This is a genomic window from Acinetobacter sp. TWP2-2-3 (assembly GCF_049896445.1).
Taxonomy (GTDB): Bacteria; Pseudomonadota; Gammaproteobacteria; order Pseudomonadales; family Moraxellaceae; genus Acinetobacter.
The window spans coordinates 198,129-217,471 of the sequence record NZ_JAFCUI010000005.1; the positions used below are offsets into that span (position 1 = coordinate 198,129).

A 19,343-nucleotide genomic window follows, 5' to 3' on the forward strand; every position below is an offset into this window, starting at 1 on the left:
GATTCTAAGTAATGGCAACCGAAATTAAAGCACCGGTATTCCCAGAGTCAGTTGCGGACGGTACGATCGCAACTTGGCACAAACAACCAGGTGAAGCAGTGTCACGTGATGAAGTGATCTGCGATATTGAGACTGATAAAGTTGTTTTAGAAGTTGTTGCTCCTGCAGACGGTACACTTGCATCTATTATTAAAGGTGAAGGCGATACTGTTCTTTCAGCTGAAGTCATTGCACAGTTTGAAGAAGGTGCTGTTTCTGGCGCTACACAAACTCAAGCAGTTCAGTCTGAAGAGAAAGTTGAACAAGCTGCTGCGCAAACTGAAGCGGGTAATGCACCGATCGTTGAACGTCAACAAGTACAGGATCAGGCTCCAGCAGTGCGTAAAGCATTGACTGAATCTGGTGTTGCAGCTGCTGACGTTGCAGGTACAGGCCGTGGCGGTCGCATCACGAAAGAAGATGTGGCAAATCATCAAGCGAAACCGGCAGCACCTGCAGCGCAACCATTAAGCGTTGCAGTGGGCGAGCGTATCGAAAAACGTGTTCCTATGACTCGCCTTCGTAAGCGTGTTGCTGAACGTTTACTTGCAGCGACTCAAGAAACTGCAATGTTGACCACGTTCAACGAAGTGAACATGAAACCAATCATGGAAATGCGTGCTCAATACAAAGATGCATTCGAGAAGCGTCATGGTGCGCGTCTTGGCTTCATGTCATTCTTCGTTAAAGCAGCAACTGAAGCACTTAAACGCTATCCAGCGGTAAATGCTTCAATTGATGGCGATGACATCGTGTATCACGGTTACTACGACATTGGTGTTGCAGTTTCATCTGAGCGTGGTCTAGTGGTTCCTGTACTTCGTGATACAGACCGCATGAACTATGCTGAAGTTGAAAACGGCATCCGTGCATATGCTGGCAAGGCACGTGACGGTAAACTGGGTATCGAAGATATGACTGGCGGTACATTCACTATTACTAATGGTGGTACTTTCGGTTCATTGCTTTCTACACCAATTCTAAATACACCACAAACTGCGATTCTGGGTATGCATAAAATCCAGGAACGTCCGATGGCGGTGAATGGTCAAGTAGAAATCTTGCCAATGATGTACCTTGCACTGTCTTATGACCACCGTTTAATCGATGGTAAAGAAGCAGTCGGTTTCCTTGTAACAATCAAAGAATTGTTAGAAGAGCCAGCGCGTCTGATCCTTGATCTGTAATTTATTCATTAAAAATCTCCCCTAACCCCTCTTTAAAAAGAGGGGAAGATCCCCCTTTGGAAAAGGGGGATTAATAAGGGGGATTAGTTGGAGATAAACATGTCTCAATTCGATTTAGTCGTAATTGGTGGTGGCCCGGGCGGCTACGAAGCAGCAATTCGTGCAGCTCAACTTGGTTTTAAAGTTGCGTGTATCGAAAAACGTATTCATAAAGGTAAACCATCTTTAGGTGGTACTTGCTTAAACGTCGGTTGTATCCCGTCTAAAGCTTTACTTGATTCTTCACATCGTTATGAAGATACAGTTCAACATCTAGATGACCATGGTATTACGACTGGTGAAGTTAAATTCGATCTTTCTAAAATGCTGGCTCGTAAAGACAAAGTTGTAGATCAATTGACTGGCGGTATCGATCAGTTACTTAAAGGTAATGGCATCGAGTGGTTAAAAGGTACGGGTAAACTGCTTGCAGGTAAAAAAGTAGAATTTGTTTCTCACGAAGGTGAAACTCAAGTTTTAGAGCCTAAATATGTGATTCTTGCGACGGGTTCTGTACCAGTAAATATTCCAGTGGCTCCTGTAGATCAAGACTTAATTGTTGATTCTACTGGCGCGCTTGAATTCCCAGAAGTACCTAAGCGTTTAGGTGTAATTGGTGCGGGCGTGATCGGTCTTGAGCTTGGTTCTGTATGGCGTCGTTTGGGTGCTGAAGTTGTTGTATTTGAAGCAATGGATGCATTCTTACCAATGGCTGATAAAGCATTGGCAAAAGACTTCCAAAAACTGTTGACTAAGCAAGGTATGGATATCCGTATCGGTGCAAAAGTTGCAGGTACTGAAATCAATGGTCGTGAAGTAACGGTTAAATATAACCAAGCTGGTGAAGACAAAACTGAAACTTTCGATAAATTGATCGTTTGTGTCGGTCGTCGCGCATATGCTGAAGGTTTATTGGCTGATGATTCAGGCATTAAATTGACTGAACGCGGTTTGGTTGAAGTCAACGATTGGTGTGCAACTTCAGTTGAAGGCGTATACGCAATTGGTGACTTGGTACGTGGTCCAATGCTTGCGCATAAAGCAATGGAAGAAGGCGTAATGGCGGTTGAGCGTATTCACGGTCATGCTGCACAAGTGAACTATGACACCATTATTTCTGTAATTTACACACATCCGGAAGCGGCGTGGGTAGGTTTAACAGAACAGCAAGCGACTGAAAAAGGTCACGAAGTTAAAACGGGTCAATTCGGTTTTGCTGTGAACGGTCGTGCTTTAGCTGCGGGTGAAGGTGCCGGTTTCGTGAAGTTTGTTGCTGATGCAAAAACGGATCGTTTACTCGGTATGCACGTGATTGGACCTGCTGCGTCTGATATCGTTCACCAAGGTATGATCGCACTTGAGTTCGTATCTTCAGTAGAAGATCTACAATTGATGACTTTTGGTCACCCAACTTTCTCTGAAGTGGTACATGAAGCTGCACTTGCGGTTGATGGTCGTGCGATTCACGCGATCCAACGTAAGCGTAAGTAATTCGAAAAAAGAGCGACTTAGGTCGCTCTTTTTACATTTCATGGTTGTTTTTATTGGAACAATCATCTAAAAATAAAGATAACGATTTTAAGAAATGCTGGTACTGCTTTGACGGACGTCTGGGTGCTAGTGGGTTATAACAAGGCAAAGAAGTAATAAAAGGTTATTCAATGAATTTACATGAGTATCAAGCAAAAGCGCTATTAAAAAAATATGGTATGCCTGTACAGGAAGGAATACTAGCCACCAATGCCGATGAAACGGTGCATGCTTTCGAGCAGCTGGGTGGAAAGTTCGCAGTATTGAAAGCACAGGTGCATGCGGGTGGCCGGGGTAAGGCTGGTGGGGTAAAAGTGGTAAAATCGGCTGCCGAGGCTGCTGAATATGCCAACCAGATTATTGGTTCACGCTTGGTGACTTACCAGACTGATGCCAATGGTCAGCCGGTCAATAGCATTTTAGTCTCTGAGGATGTTTATCCGGTTGAGCGCGAGCTGTACTTGGGCGCTGTGGTGGATCGCTCGACTCGCCGCATCACTTTTATGGCATCGACTGAAGGCGGTGTTGAAATTGAGAAAGTGGCCGAAGAAACCCCTGAAAAAATTATTAAAGTTGAGGTTGATCCTTTAGTCGGTTTAATGCCATTTCAGGCACGCGAAGTTGCTTTTGCACTTAAACTCAAAGATGGACAAATTAATCAGTTTGTTAAAGTCATGAAGGCTGCTTATCAGGCATTTGTAGATAATGATTTTGCACTTTTCGAAATCAATCCGTTGTCTGTGCGTGAAAATGGCGACATTCTGTGTGTTGATGCCAAAATCGGAATTGATTCAAATGCGCTGTACCGTTTGCCTGAAGTCGCTGCACTGCGTGATAAGTCTCAGGAAAATGAACGTGAGTTAAAAGCGTCTGAGTTTGATCTGAACTATGTGGCTTTAGAGGGTAACATTGGTTGTATGGTCAATGGTGCCGGTCTTGCCATGGCAACCATGGATATTATCAAGCTTTATGGCGGTCAACCAGCCAACTTCCTGGATGTTGGTGGTGGTGCAACCAAAGAGCGCGTGATTGAAGCCTTTAAAATTATCTTGGCAGATAATTCTGTTCAAGGTGTATTAATCAATATTTTTGGTGGAATTGTACGTTGTGACATGATTGCTGAAGCAATTATTGCAGCGGTTCAGGAAGTAAATGTGACCGTTCCCGTAGTTGTTCGCCTCGAAGGCAATAATGCGGAACTGGGCGCAAAATTACTGGATGAATCAGGTTTAAAATTGATTTCTGCACATGGTCTTGCTGATGCTGCAGAAAAAATCGTTGCTGCTGTAAAAGCTTAAGGAGTATCTAACATGAGCGTATTAGTTAATAAAGACACTAAAGTATTGGTACAGGGCTTTACAGGCAAAAACGGTACATTCCATTCTGAACAGGCTTTAGCCTACGGCACTAAAGTCGTGGGTGGTGTAACCCCGGGTAAAGGTGGTCAAACCCATTTAGAATTGCCTGTATTTAATACCATGCGTGAAGCAGTGAAAGAAACAGGTGCAGATGCTTCAGTGATTTATGTTCCGGCACCCTTTGTACTGGACTCTATTGTTGAAGCGGTTGATTCTGGCATTGAGTTAATTGTGGTAATTACTGAAGGTGTACCGACCATCGACATGCTTAAAGCCAAACGTTATCTGGAAACCAATGGTAATGGCACACGTCTGATTGGACCAAACTGTCCGGGTATTATTACGCCGGGTGAATGTAAGATCGGGATTATGCCGGGTCATATCCATCAACCAGGTAAAATCGGGATCATTTCGCGCTCAGGCACATTGACTTATGAAGCCGTAGCACAAACCACGAAGCTGGGTCTGGGTCAGTCGACCTGTATCGGGATTGGTGGAGACCCAATTCCAGGCATGAACCAGATTGACTGCTTGAAACTGTTCCAGGAAGATCCACAAACTGAAGCTATCATTATGATTGGTGAGATTGGCGGTACTGCGGAAGAAGAAGCTGCGGAATATATTCAATCGAATGTGACTAAGCCAGTTGTTGGTTATATTGCGGGTGTGACTGCACCTAAAGGCAAACGTATGGGTCACGCAGGTGCGATTATTTCAGGTGGTAAGGGCACAGCAGAAGAAAAGTTTGCTGCCTTTGAGCGTGCGGGTATGGCGTATACACGTAGTCCAGCCGAACTTGGTTCAACCATGCTGCAAGTATTAAAAGATAAAGGTTTAGTTTGATATTCACATTAGACCTTTAATAAAAAAGCTCCCAGATGGGAGCTTTTTTATATCTCAGTCTATTTTTAAGTTTTAGCTTTAAGGCTTTGGGTCATCCCATTAATATCTCCACCCTGAATACCGAGCTCACTCATCAGGCTGTCAATGAGCGGTGCCTGGCTACGATAACGCAGGGCGCTATTCACCACCTGATCTGAAAGAGCAACATTACTATTCTCATGATGGGCATCTGCCTGACAGGCACCGGCATGACCGCCATGTAGGCCATTCACCTGGAGAATCTTGATATCATCAATATTCTCCATTGGCTTGACACTTTCTCTGATAATTTCAGGCAAGTATTTCAGCATGGCCAGACGAATCTGCATTTCGACCTGTTCAGGTGACAGGACGTTATTGGCTTCATTGACCGCACGTGTACCTTCAGCATCCACCTGATACTGTTTCTCCATTGCCTGAGCCAGTAGAATTTTCGCATCCGCTTCGCCCTTGGCTTTAAGGCGGACTTTTTCTGCTTCCGCCTCAGCCGCAATCCGCACTGCTTCTGCATCATCTGCTGCCGCTTGTTTGCCAGCTTCAGCGGCAACTGTAATGGCAATTGCATCTTTTTCAGCATGTTCTTTGGCTGCGACCAGCTCAACTGCCTTTTGACGCTCTGCTTGCTGGATTTGACGTACGGTGATGACTTCTTCTTCCGCTTTTACCGCTTGTGCACGCGCCTGATCGGCTTGGGCTTTAGCTTCAGATTCAGCACGTGATTTTTCCGCAATGGCAATGGCGCGGTCCTGTTCAGCGAGTTCAATGGTTTTCTTTTGCTCGACCTGTGCTTTTTGAATCAGCTGAGCCTTTTGAATATTTTCATTTTCGACATCACGGGCTGCCAAAATACGCTTGAGTTCGACTTCTCGTTCAGCGGCAATTTGTGCTTCTTCTGCTTCACGTTTTTTGCCGGCTTCCTGAGCGGCAATTTCAGCCAGCTGTTCAGCACGGCGAATGGCAATTTCACGTTCTTGTTGCAGCTTGGCATATTCTTCTTCACGAATAATTTGCAGGCGCGCCTGTTCAGCTTCCAGATTTTTGGTTTTGATCGCCAGATCGGTATCCTGTTCAATGTGGTTACGCTTGCGGCGACGATCTTCAATGGTTTCAGTGAGCTTGGTCAGACCTTCAGCATCAAATGCATTTTGCGGGTTGAAGTATTTAAATCCGGTCTGATCCAGTCCGGTTAGGGAAACCGTTTCAAGCTCCAGACCATTTTTATGTAAATCTTCCGAAACGACTTGCTGTACTTTTTGTACGAATTCGACGCGTTTTTCATGCAGTTCTTCCATGGCCATTTCTGCAGCCACTGCGCGCAGTGAATCAACGAACTTACCTTCCACCAGATTTTTTAGTTCATTCGGTGACATGGTTTTTTGACCAAGGGTTTGTGCTGCGGTGGCAATTGAATCTGCGGTAGGTTTGACTCGGACATAGAATTCGGCCATGACATCGACTCGCATACGGTCACGGGTAATCAGTGCCTGATCATCAGCACGGCGGACTTCAAGACGTAGGGTATTCATATTTACTGGAATGATTTCATGCAAGACAGGGAGCACGATTGCGCCTCCACCTAAAATCACTTTTTCTCCACCCCAACCGGTACGTACAAAGGAAATTTCCTTGCTTGAACGACGGTATAAACGTGCAATGATGAGACCGAAGGTCACCAGTGCTACAAAAATAATTCCCGCAATAATTAAAATATTATATAAATCAAATGTTAACATTGTTATAAAGTCTCAATTGAGTGCTAGCTAAATAAAATTAAAGTGCAATGGCTTGAAAGCCGTTCTTGGTTTTGTGGGTTAGAACTACATTCTGACCTTGATTTAGAATTTGATTGTTTTCTGGTTCAACCAGAACATAATGAGTCTGGCCATGTTGATCCCGGACTTTGGCTTGTGCGGGAGAATTCACTTTGGCATCTCCCAGAATAATGGTCGCGGTACGTCCGATGAGTTCATCACTGTAAATCGCGGAAGTTTCATCTTGGGGCAGGAGCTTACTGGCGGCCATGGCAAGAAAGCGCACCACAGGCATACACAGAAACAGGCAGGCCGGAGAAATCAGCCAAACATTAAACAGCTGGCTGGTCAGGCGCTCAAATATGCCCTGAATCAATAAACCGCTTAACCCATAACTGGTCAGAAAAATGATTAGCCAGATAAATAAAGGCAGACGCCCCAGATATAACCAGTCAAATACTTTGCTGAAAACACCCGGAGACTGATCCGGGCTTATTTCTGGTTGCAGGGGATCTTCAGGTAAAAACTGTTCAAAGATATGCTGAGAGCCGCCGCCAAGCAGCAATAGAATACATTCTAGTGCTGCAAACATCAGCATTAGGCTCAGGCTAATACTAAATACGATATTGGATGGATGCGTAAACAGTTCCCACATTTTTTTATCTCTATAATTATGTTTTTAGGAAAAGTATCTGAAAGTTTTTATTGATATAACGATAACAGTAATTGTTGATTTTGTATGTAAAAAAATAACAAAAAACCTTATAAACAAGGATTGAATATATTGATTATTTAATAATTATTAAACTATTAAAATTAATAATAAACTATAAGTTAAATGGATGTTTGAGCAAGTGATGTCATAGCGGCAATAGGAATTCTGAATAGCATGGCATTCTGTGTATGCTTGCCTGAGAAAGATATAGAGATACATCGACCTGAGTATCTCTAAATTTTTCTATTCAAGTCTAAAGCAGGGCAGTCTGAATCCGGACTTTCATATCTAAAGTCTGTTGCAGAATATAGTGTTGCATCCATTTGACCTGTTCGCCCATAGGATTGACCTTGACTGCAGTATTCAGGAAGTCGAGATTAGGCTGCTTGAAGAGCTGCTGTTGCAAGGTTTGCTCCAAAATCTGACTGTTGGTTGTCAAAGGTAATGCCACCAGATAGAACGCTTTAGGATAATTATAAAAGGCATATAATAAGTTAAAGGCTTTTTGATCACCTTTGAGGTTGCCAGCACCGATTTCGTAAGCTGCGTTCTGGTTGCTATAAGTAACGCCGATTAGAAATTCCCAATGACCTTCTTGCAAACGTAGACCAAACTGTAATCCGATTTGATCCGCGGTCAGCTCGTGTTGCAGATAGATATTTAAAGGCTTGCCATCATCACTGAAAGGTTCTTGCAAGACCAAAATATTTTGCTGGTGCTGATAAATATAACTAGCAAGCTGGGCCTGTTCCAGACGGGTTTTTACAGTGGCAAGATCAAAAGCGCTATAGGGCATAAACGAAGTATATCAATAGGGAGAATTGAGTCTTACTCTAGTAATTTTTTAACTATTTGAGAACCACTACTTTAGATTATTTTCCTAGGATTTTATTGGCTTAGCGACAGGGTAATATATAGCTATACCACACAATATCCTCGCTTGAATTGGGCAAATTATTGATTCATAAAAACTGATATTCATTATTGATGAATTTTTATATGAGCTTTTGATATATCAATATCATAAAACAAGCAATGGATAGGATAAGTAAATCACTATAATGAATATAAATTTTCAAAAGTGTCATAAGTACACGTTTTTCTAAGCTGGTGTTGTCCATGTCGTTAAATGAGGAAAGACTTACTCATCTCAAACAGCTTGAAGCTGAGAGTATTCATATCATCCGCGAAGTTGCTGCCGAGTTTGAAAATCCGGTCATGCTGTATTCGATTGGTAAAGATTCAGCGGTCATGCTGCATCTTGCGCTAAAAGCGTTCTACCCAGCAAAACTTCCATTTCCATTATTACATGTCGATACAGGCTGGAAGTTTAAAGACATGATCACTTTCCGGGACAATATGGCGAAAACCCATGGTTTCGATTTGATCGTGCATCAGAATAAAGAAGGGGTTGAGGCAGGTATTAACCCGTTCGACCACGGTAGTTCTAAATATACCGACATCATGAAAACTCAGGGCTTAAAACAGGCCCTGGATAAATACGGTTTTGATGCTGCTTTTGGTGGCGCGCGCCGTGATGAAGAAAAATCACGTGCCAAGGAACGTGTTTATTCATTCCGTGATTCGAAACATCGTTGGGATCCGAAAAACCAGCGTCCAGAACTTTGGAATCTTTACAACGGTAAAGTGAACAAGGGCGAAAGTATTCGTGTATTCCCATTATCTAACTGGACTGAGCTGGATATCTGGCAATACATCTATTTGGAAAGTATTCCATTAGTACCACTTTATTTGGCTGCAGAACGTCCTGTGGTTGAACGTAGTGGCACACTTATTATGGTTGATGATGAACGTATGCCTTTAAAAGAAGGTGAAGTTCCACAAATGAAATCGGTACGTTTCCGTACTTTGGGTTGTTATCCATTAACAGGTGCTGTGGAATCTACCGCCAATACCTTGCCGGAAATTATTCAGGAAATGTTGCTGGCAACCAGCTCTGAGCGTCAAGGTCGTATGATTGACCATGATGAAGCAGGCTCGATGGAGAAGAAGAAGCAGGAAGGCTACTTCTAATATCTATAAATCTCCCCCTAACCCCCTCCTTATGAAAGCGGGGGACTCCCAAAATAAAATGGAGGAAAGTCCTCCTTTATCAAAGGAGGACTTAGGTGGATTTAGATTTAACCGATTTCTAAAGAATATGTGGAGCTTTGAGCGATGTCTCATCAATCTGATTTAATCAGCCAAGATATCTTGAGCTATCTGAAACAACATGAAAATAAAGACCTGTTGCGTTTCCTGACTTGTGGTAACGTGGACGATGGTAAATCGACGTTAATCGGTCGTCTGCTGTACGATTCAAAATTGATTTATGAAGATCAATTACAGGCCGTGACCCGTGACTCGAAAAAAGTCGGTACGACAGGTGATGCACCTGACTTGGCACTTCTGGTCGATGGTTTACAAGCAGAGCGTGAGCAAGGCATTACCATTGATGTGGCCTATCGTTATTTCTCGACAGAAAAACGTAAGTTCATCATCGCGGACACGCCGGGACACGAACAGTACACTCGTAACATGGCGACAGGTGCATCGACGTGTGACCTTGCAATCATTTTGATTGATGCACGTTATGGCGTGCAAACCCAGACACGTCGTCATACCTTTATTGCGAGTTTGCTCGGGATCAAGAACATCATTGTTGCGATCAACAAGATGGACTTGGTGGAATTCTCTGAAACACGTTTCAATGAAATCCAGGCTGAATATGCGGCATTCGTTGCACAATTGGGCGATCGTAAACCAAGCAATATCATCTTTACGCCTATTTCTGCATTGAATGGCGATAACGTGGTGAACAAGTCAGCCAATACGCCATGGTACACTGGTGAAACGCTGATGGGTACACTTGAATCGGTGGAAATTAACCGTAGTTCAGCGAAGCAGGATTTCCGTTTCCCTGTGCAATACGTGAACCGTCCAAACCTTGACTTCCGTGGTTTCTGCGGTACGATCGCACTTGGCGATATCAATGTTGGCGATACCGTAACAGCATTACCTTCTGGTAAATCATCGACTGTCAAAGAAATTGTCACTTTTGATGGCAATCTTGAGCATGCAGTTGCAGGTCAGGCAGTGACTTTAACGCTTAACGATGAAATTGATATTTCACGTGGTAACGTGTTAATTCGTGCGGATCAAGCTGTTCCAAATATTTCCCGTTCAGTTCAAGCGACTGTTGTGTGGATGGCAGATCAACCACTTGTACTGGGTAAGCTGTACAACATCAAGATTGGTACGCAAACCGTTCCGGCAAAAGTAACGGCAATTCATTACCGTACCAACGTTAACACATTGGAAAAAGTTCAGGTGGATAAACTTGAGCTAAATGCAATCGCCAATGTGACTGTTGAATTTGATGCACCAGTGGTCTTTGACCGTTATCAAGACAGCCGTTTCACCGGTTCGTTTATCTTCATCGATCGTTTGAATAACGTGACGATTGGTGCTGGTATGGTGGAAGAATCAGTTGAATGGTCTGCACACGATGAGCCTGTCACTGCAGAAGCACGTGCGGCACGTTTGGGTCAAAAACCTGCTGCGGTGACTGTATCTGGTAAAGCTTTGGAAAATGCTCAGGCGCTAGAAAGCTTGCTGATTCAGCAAGGGATCGTTGCTATTGCTAAAGCAGGTTTGAATGCGGAGCAGGTTGCACTGGTTCGTGAAACTGGTGTGGTTGTGATTACCGATGCTGCTGAAGGTACAGACACGACTTTAACCGTAGATACAGTTGAAGAACTTGCTGAGAAGATTGTGGAATTGGTTCGTCTTTAAGACTGGACTGATTTGAAGAAACTCGCTGAAAAGCGGGTTTTTTATTGCCTAAATTTTGATTGCATGAAAATCATTCGATTAGTCAAAATGTGATCTTTCAATTTACTAGTCAATTAATACAATACTCCCTAGATTTGGGGAATATATGAAAAAATTAATATTGCTGGCTGGCTTGTGTGTGGCTTTTGGAGCTGAAGCCAAACAGAGCAGCCAAAGCGTTGAAGCAATCAAGCAAAAAATAATCCAGCAGTCGATTGAGAATTATCCGGGAAATTGTCCGTGTCCTTACAATACTGCAAGTAATGGTAGTCGCTGTGGTAAACGTAGTGCTTATAATCGTGCAGGCGGATATGCGCCCCTGTGTTATCCGGAAGATGTGAGTGATCGAATGGTAAAGGAATATAAAGGGCGTAGTTAATTAAAGGCTCCGTATTTAGATAGTGAGCTAAAAGAAATATTTTTGTTAGATTTGGCTTCACATGGGTAATTATTCATAAGAATCATTGAGGACTAAGGCCAGAATTGCTTTCATTTCGGTTAAACTTTTCACGCCTGCAATCCTTTTAATAATTTCTCCATTTCTAAAAATAAGCGTAGAAGGCAAACCATAGGCATTATAGCGCAAGGTTAAAATCGGAGACTGATCCACATTGATCTTGCCAAATTTAATCTCAGGATTTACCTCAGTATAGTATGTCGCCAGTTCGGCAAAGACCGGAAAATTCTGAACACAAGGCTTGCACCAGTCTGCATAAAAGCGAATCACAGCAAAACCTTCAAACCACTCAAAATCACTGTAATTGTTTTCATTATATTCGATCACTTGGGTCATGGTCGGCCTATTATCAATTTCCTGAATAGTCCCCCGATTATACATAAGTCCGATGTAGCTTCATTCCTCATGCTAACTATGTTCAAATAAGTCCAAGATATATGAAATGCATAGATTAGGGAAAGAAATCATGTCGCAACAAACCATGCAGCAAGTCATTATTACAGAACCAGGTGGTGTCGATAAACTTAGCTTTGAAACGGTCGCTATACCAGAAGCCAAGGCAGACGAAGTTCTGGTAAAAGTTCATGCCTTTGGTATTAACCGTCCAGATATCCTGCAGCGTCAAGGCTTATATCCGATGCCGAAAGGGGTAACGCCAGTTCCTGGCCTGGAAGTGGCAGGTGAGGTGGTTGCGATTGGTAGTGATGTAAGTCAGTTTAAAGTTGGTGATCAAGTCTGTGGTTTGACCAATGGTGGCGGTTATGCTGAATATTGCGTCATACCTGAAAGCCAGACCTTGAATATTCCTGAAGGCGTAAGTTTTGTACAGGCAGCGGCCATTCCTGAAACTTTCTTTACTGTATGGGCGAACGTGTTCCAGATGGGTAAGGCTAAAGCAGGGGAAACTGTACTGGTACATGGTGGAACGAGCGGGATTGGTACGACTGCTTTAATGTTGTGTAAATCACTTGGCATCAAAACCTTTGCAACTGTCGGTTCAGATGAAAAAGTTGTGGCTATTTCTGATTTAACCACGGCTATTAATTATAAAACTCAGGACTTTGAGCAAGTTATTAATGAAGCCACGGACAATGGTGGTGTCGATGTCATTTTAGATATGGTCGGTGCACCATATTTAGATCGTAATTTGAATTTGTTGCGCCGTGATGGACGTCTGGTCTATATCGCTTTCTTGGGTGGTGCCAAGGCCAAAGAAGTCAAACTGGGTCAAATCATGATGAAACGTCTGACCATTACCGGTTCGACCATGCGTGCACGCAGCACGGCTGAAAAAGCGGAAATTGCACAAGGCCTGAAAGAGCAGATTGCACCATTGTGGGCAAAAGGCGAATGTCTCCCGATGATCTATAAAACGTTTAAGTTCGATCAGATTCAGGATGCCCATGCCACAATGGATACTGGAGAGCATGTGGGTAAAGTTGTAGTTGAAATTATTTAATACGAGATAAGTGATTCAAAAAAAGCCAGTAATTTTACTGGCTTTTTTAAATTTTAAGTAAAATATTATTACAAATAAATATATAAAATCTTGAATAAAAATTAAAAAATGTTAACTGTTCGACACAACCTGTCAATTATGACACGTAAATTGCATGTATAGATAATTCCGACCAAATGGTTAAACATTCACATGAATGTGAGAGGGAAAATAAGATGAAAATTATTTCAACAGCATATAGTTCAAAACATAGTTTAAGAGCATTACGACGTATTCATAAAATGATTATTCGCGGAACCATCAGCTGGGTAGAGTTACATAAAATGTATCGGGCGATGCTGCATCTGGAGCGTTATATAGAAAGATTAACAATACAAAATCGTCATTCAAGCAAGAAAGCATCCAGAAAATCCAAATAAGATCTTGTATTTTTAGGGTGAATAAAGGGTCAAGATCTGATGCAAAAAAATATCTTAGACTTTGTCCTAATATTATTCATTGATCGGCATTCAGTATAATCATTCAACATCTAGCGATAAATAAGTACATGAGAATGTATTAAGTGGGGATTTATGAAGCGCCCAGCTTCAACACATGAGCGTCTTGCAGAGCGTTTAGCCAGAATTTTGACCAAATTAAACGTCGGATATCAACTCCGGGCTGCAGAGCTAGCTGCAGAATTTCAGGTCAGCACCCGCACCATTGAGCGTGATTTTGATCGTCTAGGCTCTTACTTACCCTTACTTCAAGATGAACAGAAACGATATTATCTGGAACCCTCTTATTTAGGGCGGTTTAAATTGCAGGATATCCAGACTTTTGCCCAGCTTTCGGGGATCAGTGAGTTGTATCCGGCGTTGGATATGTCTTTTATGCGTGAACTGCTGGATGAGCGGGCAAATCAGGTATTTTCGGCAAAAGGCTATTATTTTGAAGATGCCAAACAGTTTGCCGAACATTTCAAGTTGCTTGCAAGCGCAATCTATAAACGTCAGCAGGTTGAGTTGCAATATTCAGATCAATTGCGAATCATTAAGCCTTATCGCTTGATTCACCATCATGGTATCTGGTATCTGGTGGGCGTAGATCAGGACAAGTTGCGCACCTATCGCTTAAGTCAGGTGCAACAGCTCAAGCTGGTTTCTAAGGCGGAGAGCTTTGCGCATGATCCTGAAATACTGAAAATGCTGGCAGATGAAGACAGCATCTGGTTTGGGCAGCAAAAGCAGCAAGTCTTAATCAGGGTACAACCTGAAGTCACGGTCTTTTTTAAAGAGCGCCGTTTATTTCCAGAACAGCAGATCGAGCAGGAAGCCGAGACTGGAGAGTTAGTGATCAGTTGCCAGATTCGTCACGAAATGCAGTTGTTGCCTTTGGTGCGTTACTGGTTGCCCTATGTGAAAATTATTGAGCCGATTCATTTTCAGCAGAAACTGGAACAGGATTTGCAAGGATATTTACGTTCTGCTGGATGATATTGAGAACGTAGAGCAGGGTAGCTTAATTAATGATCATGCTTTAAATGGAAATTTAATTTACTTATTTTTTTGATTTATTAAATTACAGGCATAAAAAAACCAGCTTTCGCTGGGTTCTTTATTTGCACCATCTTTCTATAGTAGAAGAATGGTGCCCGAGGCCAGACTCGAACTGGCACGCTTTGTGGGCGGGGGATTTTAAATCCCCTGTGTCTACCGATTTCACCACTCGGGCTTTAACAAGATGGAGGCGGAGGTCGGAATCGAACCGGCGTCCACGGAGTTGCAGTCCGCTGCATGACCACTCTGCCACCCCGCCGCGTCTTGTTGATGCGTATATTAGCAAGCTCAGAAAAAAAAACAATAGTGTATTCATCTGTATGCGCATAAAAACATCATCTGGCGGAAAATATTTAAATTATTCATGTAGAATGTGCAAAATTGATTCATATCAACACTTGGGAGAAGTGCCGTGGCATTAGTTCTAGACGGTCGTGCATTGGCGAAGCAAATTGAAGCTGACTTGTTTACTCGCGTAGAAGCGCTGAAAGCAAAATCAGGTCGTACTCCAATTCTTGCGACGATTTTGGTAGGTGACGATGGTGCATCTGCAACTTATGTTCGCATGAAAGGCAATGCCTGCCGCCGTGTTGGTATGGATTCACTCAAAGTGGAACTTCCTAAAGAAACCACAACTGAAGAATTATTGGCTGAAATTGAAAAATTAAATGCAAATCCTGATGTGCACGGTATTCTGCTTCAGCACCCGGTTCCTGCGCAAATTGATGAGCGTGCCTGTTTCGATGCAATCTCGCTTGAAAAAGACGTAGATGGTGTCACTTGCCTGGGCTATGGTCGTATGGCAATGGGTGAGGCAGCCTATGGTTCAGCGACGCCTGCGGGTATTATGACTATCCTGAAAGAGAACAACATTGAAATCGCTGGTAAACATGCGGTAGTTGTAGGTCGTTCTGCAATTTTGGGTAAACCAATGGCTGCGATGCTGCTAGAAGCGAATGCAACCGTAACCATTTGCCATTCACGTACTCAAGATCTTGCAAGCTTTGTTAAGCAAGCGGACATCATTGTCGGTGCGGTAGGTAAAGCAGAATTAATTCAAAAAGACTGGATCAAACCAGGTGCTGTGGTTGTTGATGCTGGTTTCCATCCACGTGATGGCGGTGGTGTAGGTGATATCCAACTTGTAGGCATTGAAGAAATTGCTTCTGCTTACACACCAGTTCCGGGTGGTGTAGGTCCAATGACGATTACCACTTTAATCCGTCAAACGGTTGAAGCTGCTGAAAAAGCTTTAGGTTAATCAAATCCTCCCTAACCCTCCTTTTTCAAAGGAGGGAACTCTGATCACTATTTTTGGATGGAGTTTCCCCCTCTTTTTTAAAGAGGGGCTAGGGGAGATTCTTCAAAGACATTAATACTAATTAAAAGAAATCTAATGAGCTGCACCTTCCGACTCCCTCAAGCCCCAGAACATCTACTAAAAGCCTTGCATGATGTGATTCCATATTGTGAGCTGCATGCACAGCAATTGCCGGATACACCCATTTCCCTGTGGCTGATTCCGCCAGTATTCCCAACTGACAAACTCGATGATGAAGTCATCCGTCGCATCTGGAACGATACACCGTACTGGATCTTTTGTTGGGCCTCAGGCTTGGCGATGGCGCAGTGGCTATTGGCGGAGCCGCATCATGTCAAAGATAAAGTTGTTTTGGATTTTGGGGCTGGATCGGGCGTAGTTGCCATTGCAGCAAAAATGGCAGGTGCAAAACGTGTGATTTGCTGTGACATTGATCAAGTCAGTCTGGATGCCTGTCACGCCAATGCGGAGCTGAATGATGTTGAGCTTGAATATCTGGATGACCTATATAAGGCAGAGCAGGTGGATATTCTATTAGCCGCAGATGTGCTCTATGATCAATGTAACCGTTTCTTCCTGGATGAGTTTTTAAAATTTGCACCTGAGGTGTGGGTTGCAGACAGTCGGGTAAAAAACTTTAGTCATCCTCAATATAAAAAACTGGATGAACGTAGTGCGACAACATGGCCAGATCTGGATGAATCACCAGAATTTCGTAATGTCAGTTTCTATAAAACACGTTAAAGTTGAAAAATCAAAAAGGGCAGTTAGCCCTTTTTGATTGTCTTACTCTGATTAAGTAACTAAGTATTAGATGTTAAGAACAAGTATAACGAATAACGCGCATGGTCGTTGGGCGGGCTTCTAAGGCTTCGCGTGCACCCGGGTTCTCGCTATTATGTAAATCAGGCGTATTGCTCAAGCTGATTTGCGTGCGGCTATTACCCAGTTGGCGGCCATAGTTTTCCTGTTCCGCAGTTGGATTGGAAATTTCATTGGTGCTTAAAATCTGGATGTTGTAAGTTTTGGAATTTCCTAATACGTGTCTGCAAGCGGCTTGCAAGCGATTTTCATCCTGGCTTGGTCGTCCTGAGAGGGTGTAGCTCAAGGTTGCTGTATTGCCTGAACGTTCCAGAATTTCATAGCCACTTTGTCCATTGAATTGATGGGGTGTGGTCTGACATGCACTCAGTACGAAACTGCTCGCAGCCATAGCCAAAATTACTGTTGTTCTTTTCATATTTATAGTTCCTGAAGTCTTGGCTTAAGTATGCCATATTTTGCTTAAACTGCTGCTCTGGTCAATTGTGATCAATTGTTTAAACAGCCAATAAAAAAGGCCGCTTACGCGACCTTTTTTAATTAAATCAGCAATTAAGCAGATTTAACCGCAGCAATAAGTTCTGCTTGACGAGTTTTTAACGCTTCCGGTAAACGCTCACCTAACTTATCGAACAATTCAGTATGGCTTTCAAGCTCTTTGATCCATTGATCTTTGTCTTGAGAAGTTACTAGGTCAAACTGTTCTTTAGTGAAGTCAGAACCAGTCCAGTTCAGCTGTTCGTAAGTAGGAACTAGGCCGATTGGTGTTTCAACAGCATCAGCACGACCTTCACAACGGTCAATGATCCACTCAAGAACACGCATGTTTTGACCGAAACCAGGCCATACGAAGTTGCCTTCAGCATCACGACGGAACCAGTTCACGTTGTAGATACCTGGAAGTTTGTTGCCAGCAGCAGCAGCTTTCGCACCCACTTGCTCACCCATTTCTAACCAGTGCGTGAAGTAATCTGCCATGTTGTAGCCCGCGAATGGAAGCATCGCGAACGGGTCACGACGAACAACACCTTGTTGACCAACAGCAGCAGCAGTTGTTTCAGAGCCCATCGTTGCAGCTTTGTAAACACCGTCAACCCAGTCAAATGCTTCTGAAATTAGAGGCACAGTGTCTGCACGGCGACCACCGAAGATGAACGCGGAAATTGGAACACCTGCTGGATTTTCCCAGTCAGCATCAATAGAAGGGCATTGACCAGCTGCAACAGTGAAGCGAGCATTTGGATGCGCTGCTTTTTCTTCACCAGTGTGTGGTTGACCTTTCCAGTTAGTCAGGTTGGCAGGCGCTTCTTTAGTCAGACCTTCCCACCAAACTTCACCGTTGTCAGTCACAGCAACGTTGGTATAAATCACGTCTTTGTGCATGGTTGCCATACAGTTCGGGTTGGTTTTGGTATTGGTACCAGGCGCTACACCGAAGAAGCCAGCTTCAGGGTTGATTGCATATAAGCGACCGTCTTCACCTGGTTTGATCCAGGCAATATCGTCACCTACAGTTTCAATCTTCCAGCCTTCATAGCCAGCTGGTGGAATCAACATAGCGAAGTTTGTTTTACCACATGCAGATGGGAATGCAGCTGCGATGTAGTGTTTTTCGCCTTGTGGATTGGTCACGCCAAGGATCAGCATGTGTTCAGCTAACCAGCCTTGTTGACGACCCATAAATGATGCAATACGTAATGCCAGGCATTTTTTACCCAACAATGCGTTACCGCCATAACCAGAACCATAAGACCAGATCTCACGAGTTTCTGGGTAATGCACGATGTATTTTTCTTTGTTGCAAGGCCATGCAACATCTTTTTCGCCGTTCGCAAGCGGAGCACCTACAGTGTGTACGCAAGGAACGTATTCACCGTCAGTACCAAGAACGTCATAAACAGCTTTACCCATGCGAGCCATTTTAGACATGCTTACTGCAACGTAAGGAGAGTCAGTTAACTCGATACCGATATGAGCGATATGAGAACCCAATGGACCCATTGAGAATGGAACCACATAAAGTGTACGACCTGCCATTGAACCGTCAAATAAACCGTTCAATTTTTCGCGCATGACAGCAGGTGCTTCCCAGTTGTTGGTCGCGCCAGCATCGTCTTTGTTTTCAGAACAGATGTAAGTACGATCTTCAACACGTGCTACGTCAGACGGATCAGAATTTGCAAGATAAGAACCAGGATGAGTTTCTTGATTCAGCGCTTGCATTGTGCCGTTAGCGATCATCAAGTCGATATAACGTTGATATTCTTCTGCGCTACCGTCACACCATTCAATTTTTGCTGGTTTTGTTAATTTAGCAATCTCTTCCACCCAAGCAATAAGCTTAGGGTGACGAACGAATTCTGGTGCGTTCACTTGGGTCATGGTGAGGCCTATCTCAAATGTGTACAAAT

General features: G+C 43.4%; 18 protein-coding genes and 2 tRNA genes. 12 read left to right on the forward strand and 8 right to left on the reverse strand.

Going from position 1 to position 19,343, the window contains the following annotated elements; translation table 11 throughout:
• The first annotated feature begins 11 nt into the window (after positions 1-11).
• The 4 genes from odhB (at position 12) to sucD (ending at position 4,996) form a co-directional block, all read left to right on the forward strand.
• Positions 12-1,226, forward strand: a complete 1,215-nt coding sequence (odhB, locus tag ACP7AK_RS09355; protein WP_004279435.1) for a 2-oxoglutarate dehydrogenase complex dihydrolipoyllysine-residue succinyltransferase — start codon at positions 12-14, stop codon at positions 1,224-1,226.
• A 99-nt stretch (positions 1,227-1,325) separates the two neighbouring features.
• Positions 1,326-2,756 (forward strand): dihydrolipoyl dehydrogenase, encoded by a 1,431-nt coding sequence (lpdA, locus tag ACP7AK_RS09360; RefSeq protein ID WP_004279436.1) that lies wholly within the window; start codon positions 1,326-1,328, stop codon positions 2,754-2,756.
• A 170-nt stretch (positions 2,757-2,926) separates the two neighbouring features.
• Positions 2,927-4,093, forward strand: a complete 1,167-nt coding sequence (gene sucC / locus ACP7AK_RS09365; protein ID WP_425879721.1) for an ADP-forming succinate--CoA ligase subunit beta — start codon at positions 2,927-2,929, stop codon at positions 4,091-4,093.
• Between the two features lie 12 nt (positions 4,094-4,105).
• The gene (gene sucD / locus ACP7AK_RS09370) at positions 4,106-4,996 is read left to right on the forward strand and encodes a succinate--CoA ligase subunit alpha (RefSeq protein WP_004646291.1); all 891 of its coding nucleotides are present in this window, start codon (positions 4,106-4,108) and stop codon (positions 4,994-4,996) included.
• Positions 4,997-5,061: 65 nt separating this feature from the next.
• On the opposite strand, the gene ACP7AK_RS09375 is transcribed toward sucD, so the two are convergent.
• The 3 genes from ACP7AK_RS09375 to ACP7AK_RS09385 form a co-directional block, all read right to left on the reverse strand.
• Positions 5,062-6,768: a flotillin family protein gene (locus tag ACP7AK_RS09375; protein ID WP_425879723.1), complete on the reverse strand. Its 1,707-nt coding sequence runs from the start codon at positions 6,766-6,768 to the stop codon at positions 5,062-5,064.
• A 37-nt stretch (positions 6,769-6,805) separates the two neighbouring features.
• Positions 6,806-7,441 carry a YqiJ family protein gene (locus tag ACP7AK_RS09380; RefSeq protein ID WP_004730256.1) on the reverse strand — a complete coding sequence of 212 codons (636 nt, stop codon included), beginning with the start codon at positions 7,439-7,441 and terminating at the stop codon, positions 6,806-6,808.
• A gap of 313 nt (positions 7,442-7,754) precedes the next feature.
• Positions 7,755-8,297 (reverse strand): hypothetical protein, encoded by a 543-nt coding sequence (locus ACP7AK_RS09385; protein ID WP_071850591.1) that lies wholly within the window; start codon positions 8,295-8,297, stop codon positions 7,755-7,757.
• 323 nt (positions 8,298-8,620) lie between these two features.
• Between ACP7AK_RS09385 and cysD the strand changes: the two genes are divergently transcribed.
• The 3 genes from cysD (at position 8,621) to ACP7AK_RS09400 (ending at position 11,714) form a co-directional block, all read left to right on the forward strand.
• On the forward strand, positions 8,621-9,535 hold the full coding sequence (cysD, locus tag ACP7AK_RS09390; protein ID WP_004730252.1) for a sulfate adenylyltransferase subunit CysD: 915 nt from the start codon (positions 8,621-8,623) through the stop codon (positions 9,533-9,535).
• Between the two features lie 144 nt (positions 9,536-9,679).
• Positions 9,680-11,296 carry a sulfate adenylyltransferase subunit CysN gene (gene cysN, locus ACP7AK_RS09395; RefSeq protein ID WP_425879726.1) on the forward strand — a complete coding sequence of 539 codons (1,617 nt, stop codon included), beginning with the start codon at positions 9,680-9,682 and terminating at the stop codon, positions 11,294-11,296.
• A gap of 145 nt (positions 11,297-11,441) precedes the next feature.
• Positions 11,442-11,714, forward strand: a complete 273-nt coding sequence (locus tag ACP7AK_RS09400) for a hypothetical protein (protein WP_004279462.1) — start codon at positions 11,442-11,444, stop codon at positions 11,712-11,714.
• A gap of 69 nt (positions 11,715-11,783) precedes the next feature.
• Here the strand turns inward: ACP7AK_RS09400 and ACP7AK_RS09405 are convergent, their stop codons facing one another.
• On the reverse strand, positions 11,784-12,128 hold the full coding sequence (locus tag ACP7AK_RS09405; protein ID WP_071850594.1) for a thioredoxin family protein: 345 nt from the start codon (positions 12,126-12,128) through the stop codon (positions 11,784-11,786).
• Positions 12,129-12,258: 130 nt separating this feature from the next.
• Here ACP7AK_RS09405 and ACP7AK_RS09410 point away from each other — a divergent pair, with 130 nt between their 5' ends.
• The 3 genes from ACP7AK_RS09410 (at position 12,259) to ACP7AK_RS09420 (ending at position 14,726) form a co-directional block, all read left to right on the forward strand.
• The gene (locus ACP7AK_RS09410; RefSeq protein WP_425879728.1) at positions 12,259-13,251 is read left to right on the forward strand and encodes an NAD(P)H-quinone oxidoreductase; all 993 of its coding nucleotides are present in this window, start codon (positions 12,259-12,261) and stop codon (positions 13,249-13,251) included.
• Positions 13,252-13,466: 215 nt separating this feature from the next.
• Positions 13,467-13,670 (forward strand): hypothetical protein, encoded by a 204-nt coding sequence (locus ACP7AK_RS09415; RefSeq protein WP_004646307.1) that lies wholly within the window; start codon positions 13,467-13,469, stop codon positions 13,668-13,670.
• Positions 13,671-13,823: 153 nt separating this feature from the next.
• A complete protein-coding gene (locus ACP7AK_RS09420) occupies positions 13,824-14,726 on the forward strand; it encodes a helix-turn-helix transcriptional regulator (RefSeq protein ID WP_071850596.1) in 903 nt (300 codons plus the stop codon).
• Positions 14,727-14,878: 152 nt separating this feature from the next.
• Here the strand turns inward: ACP7AK_RS09420 and ACP7AK_RS09425 are convergent.
• Both ACP7AK_RS09425 and ACP7AK_RS09430 read right to left on the reverse strand, forming a co-directional pair.
• Positions 14,879-14,964, reverse strand: a tRNA-Leu gene (locus ACP7AK_RS09425).
• A gap of 10 nt (positions 14,965-14,974) precedes the next feature.
• A tRNA-Cys gene (locus tag ACP7AK_RS09430) sits at positions 14,975-15,048 on the reverse strand.
• A gap of 153 nt (positions 15,049-15,201) precedes the next feature.
• Between ACP7AK_RS09430 and folD the strand changes: the two genes are divergently transcribed.
• On the forward strand, positions 15,202-16,050 hold the full coding sequence (gene folD / locus ACP7AK_RS09435; protein ID WP_253143894.1) for a bifunctional methylenetetrahydrofolate dehydrogenase/methenyltetrahydrofolate cyclohydrolase FolD: 849 nt from the start codon (positions 15,202-15,204) through the stop codon (positions 16,048-16,050).
• A gap of 135 nt (positions 16,051-16,185) precedes the next feature.
• Positions 16,186-16,854 (forward strand): class I SAM-dependent methyltransferase, encoded by a 669-nt coding sequence (locus tag ACP7AK_RS09440; RefSeq protein WP_425879731.1) that lies wholly within the window; start codon positions 16,186-16,188, stop codon positions 16,852-16,854.
• A gap of 73 nt (positions 16,855-16,927) precedes the next feature.
• On the opposite strand, the gene ACP7AK_RS09445 is transcribed toward ACP7AK_RS09440, so the two are convergent.
• On the reverse strand, positions 16,928-17,350 hold the full coding sequence (locus tag ACP7AK_RS09445; protein WP_004646311.1) for a hypothetical protein: 423 nt from the start codon (positions 17,348-17,350) through the stop codon (positions 16,928-16,930).
• A gap of 134 nt (positions 17,351-17,484) precedes the next feature.
• Positions 17,485-19,314, reverse strand: coding sequence for a phosphoenolpyruvate carboxykinase (GTP) (locus tag ACP7AK_RS09450; RefSeq protein WP_004279470.1), 1,830 nt, complete (start codon positions 19,312-19,314; stop codon positions 17,485-17,487).
• Between the last annotated feature and the right edge of the window lie 29 nt (positions 19,315-19,343).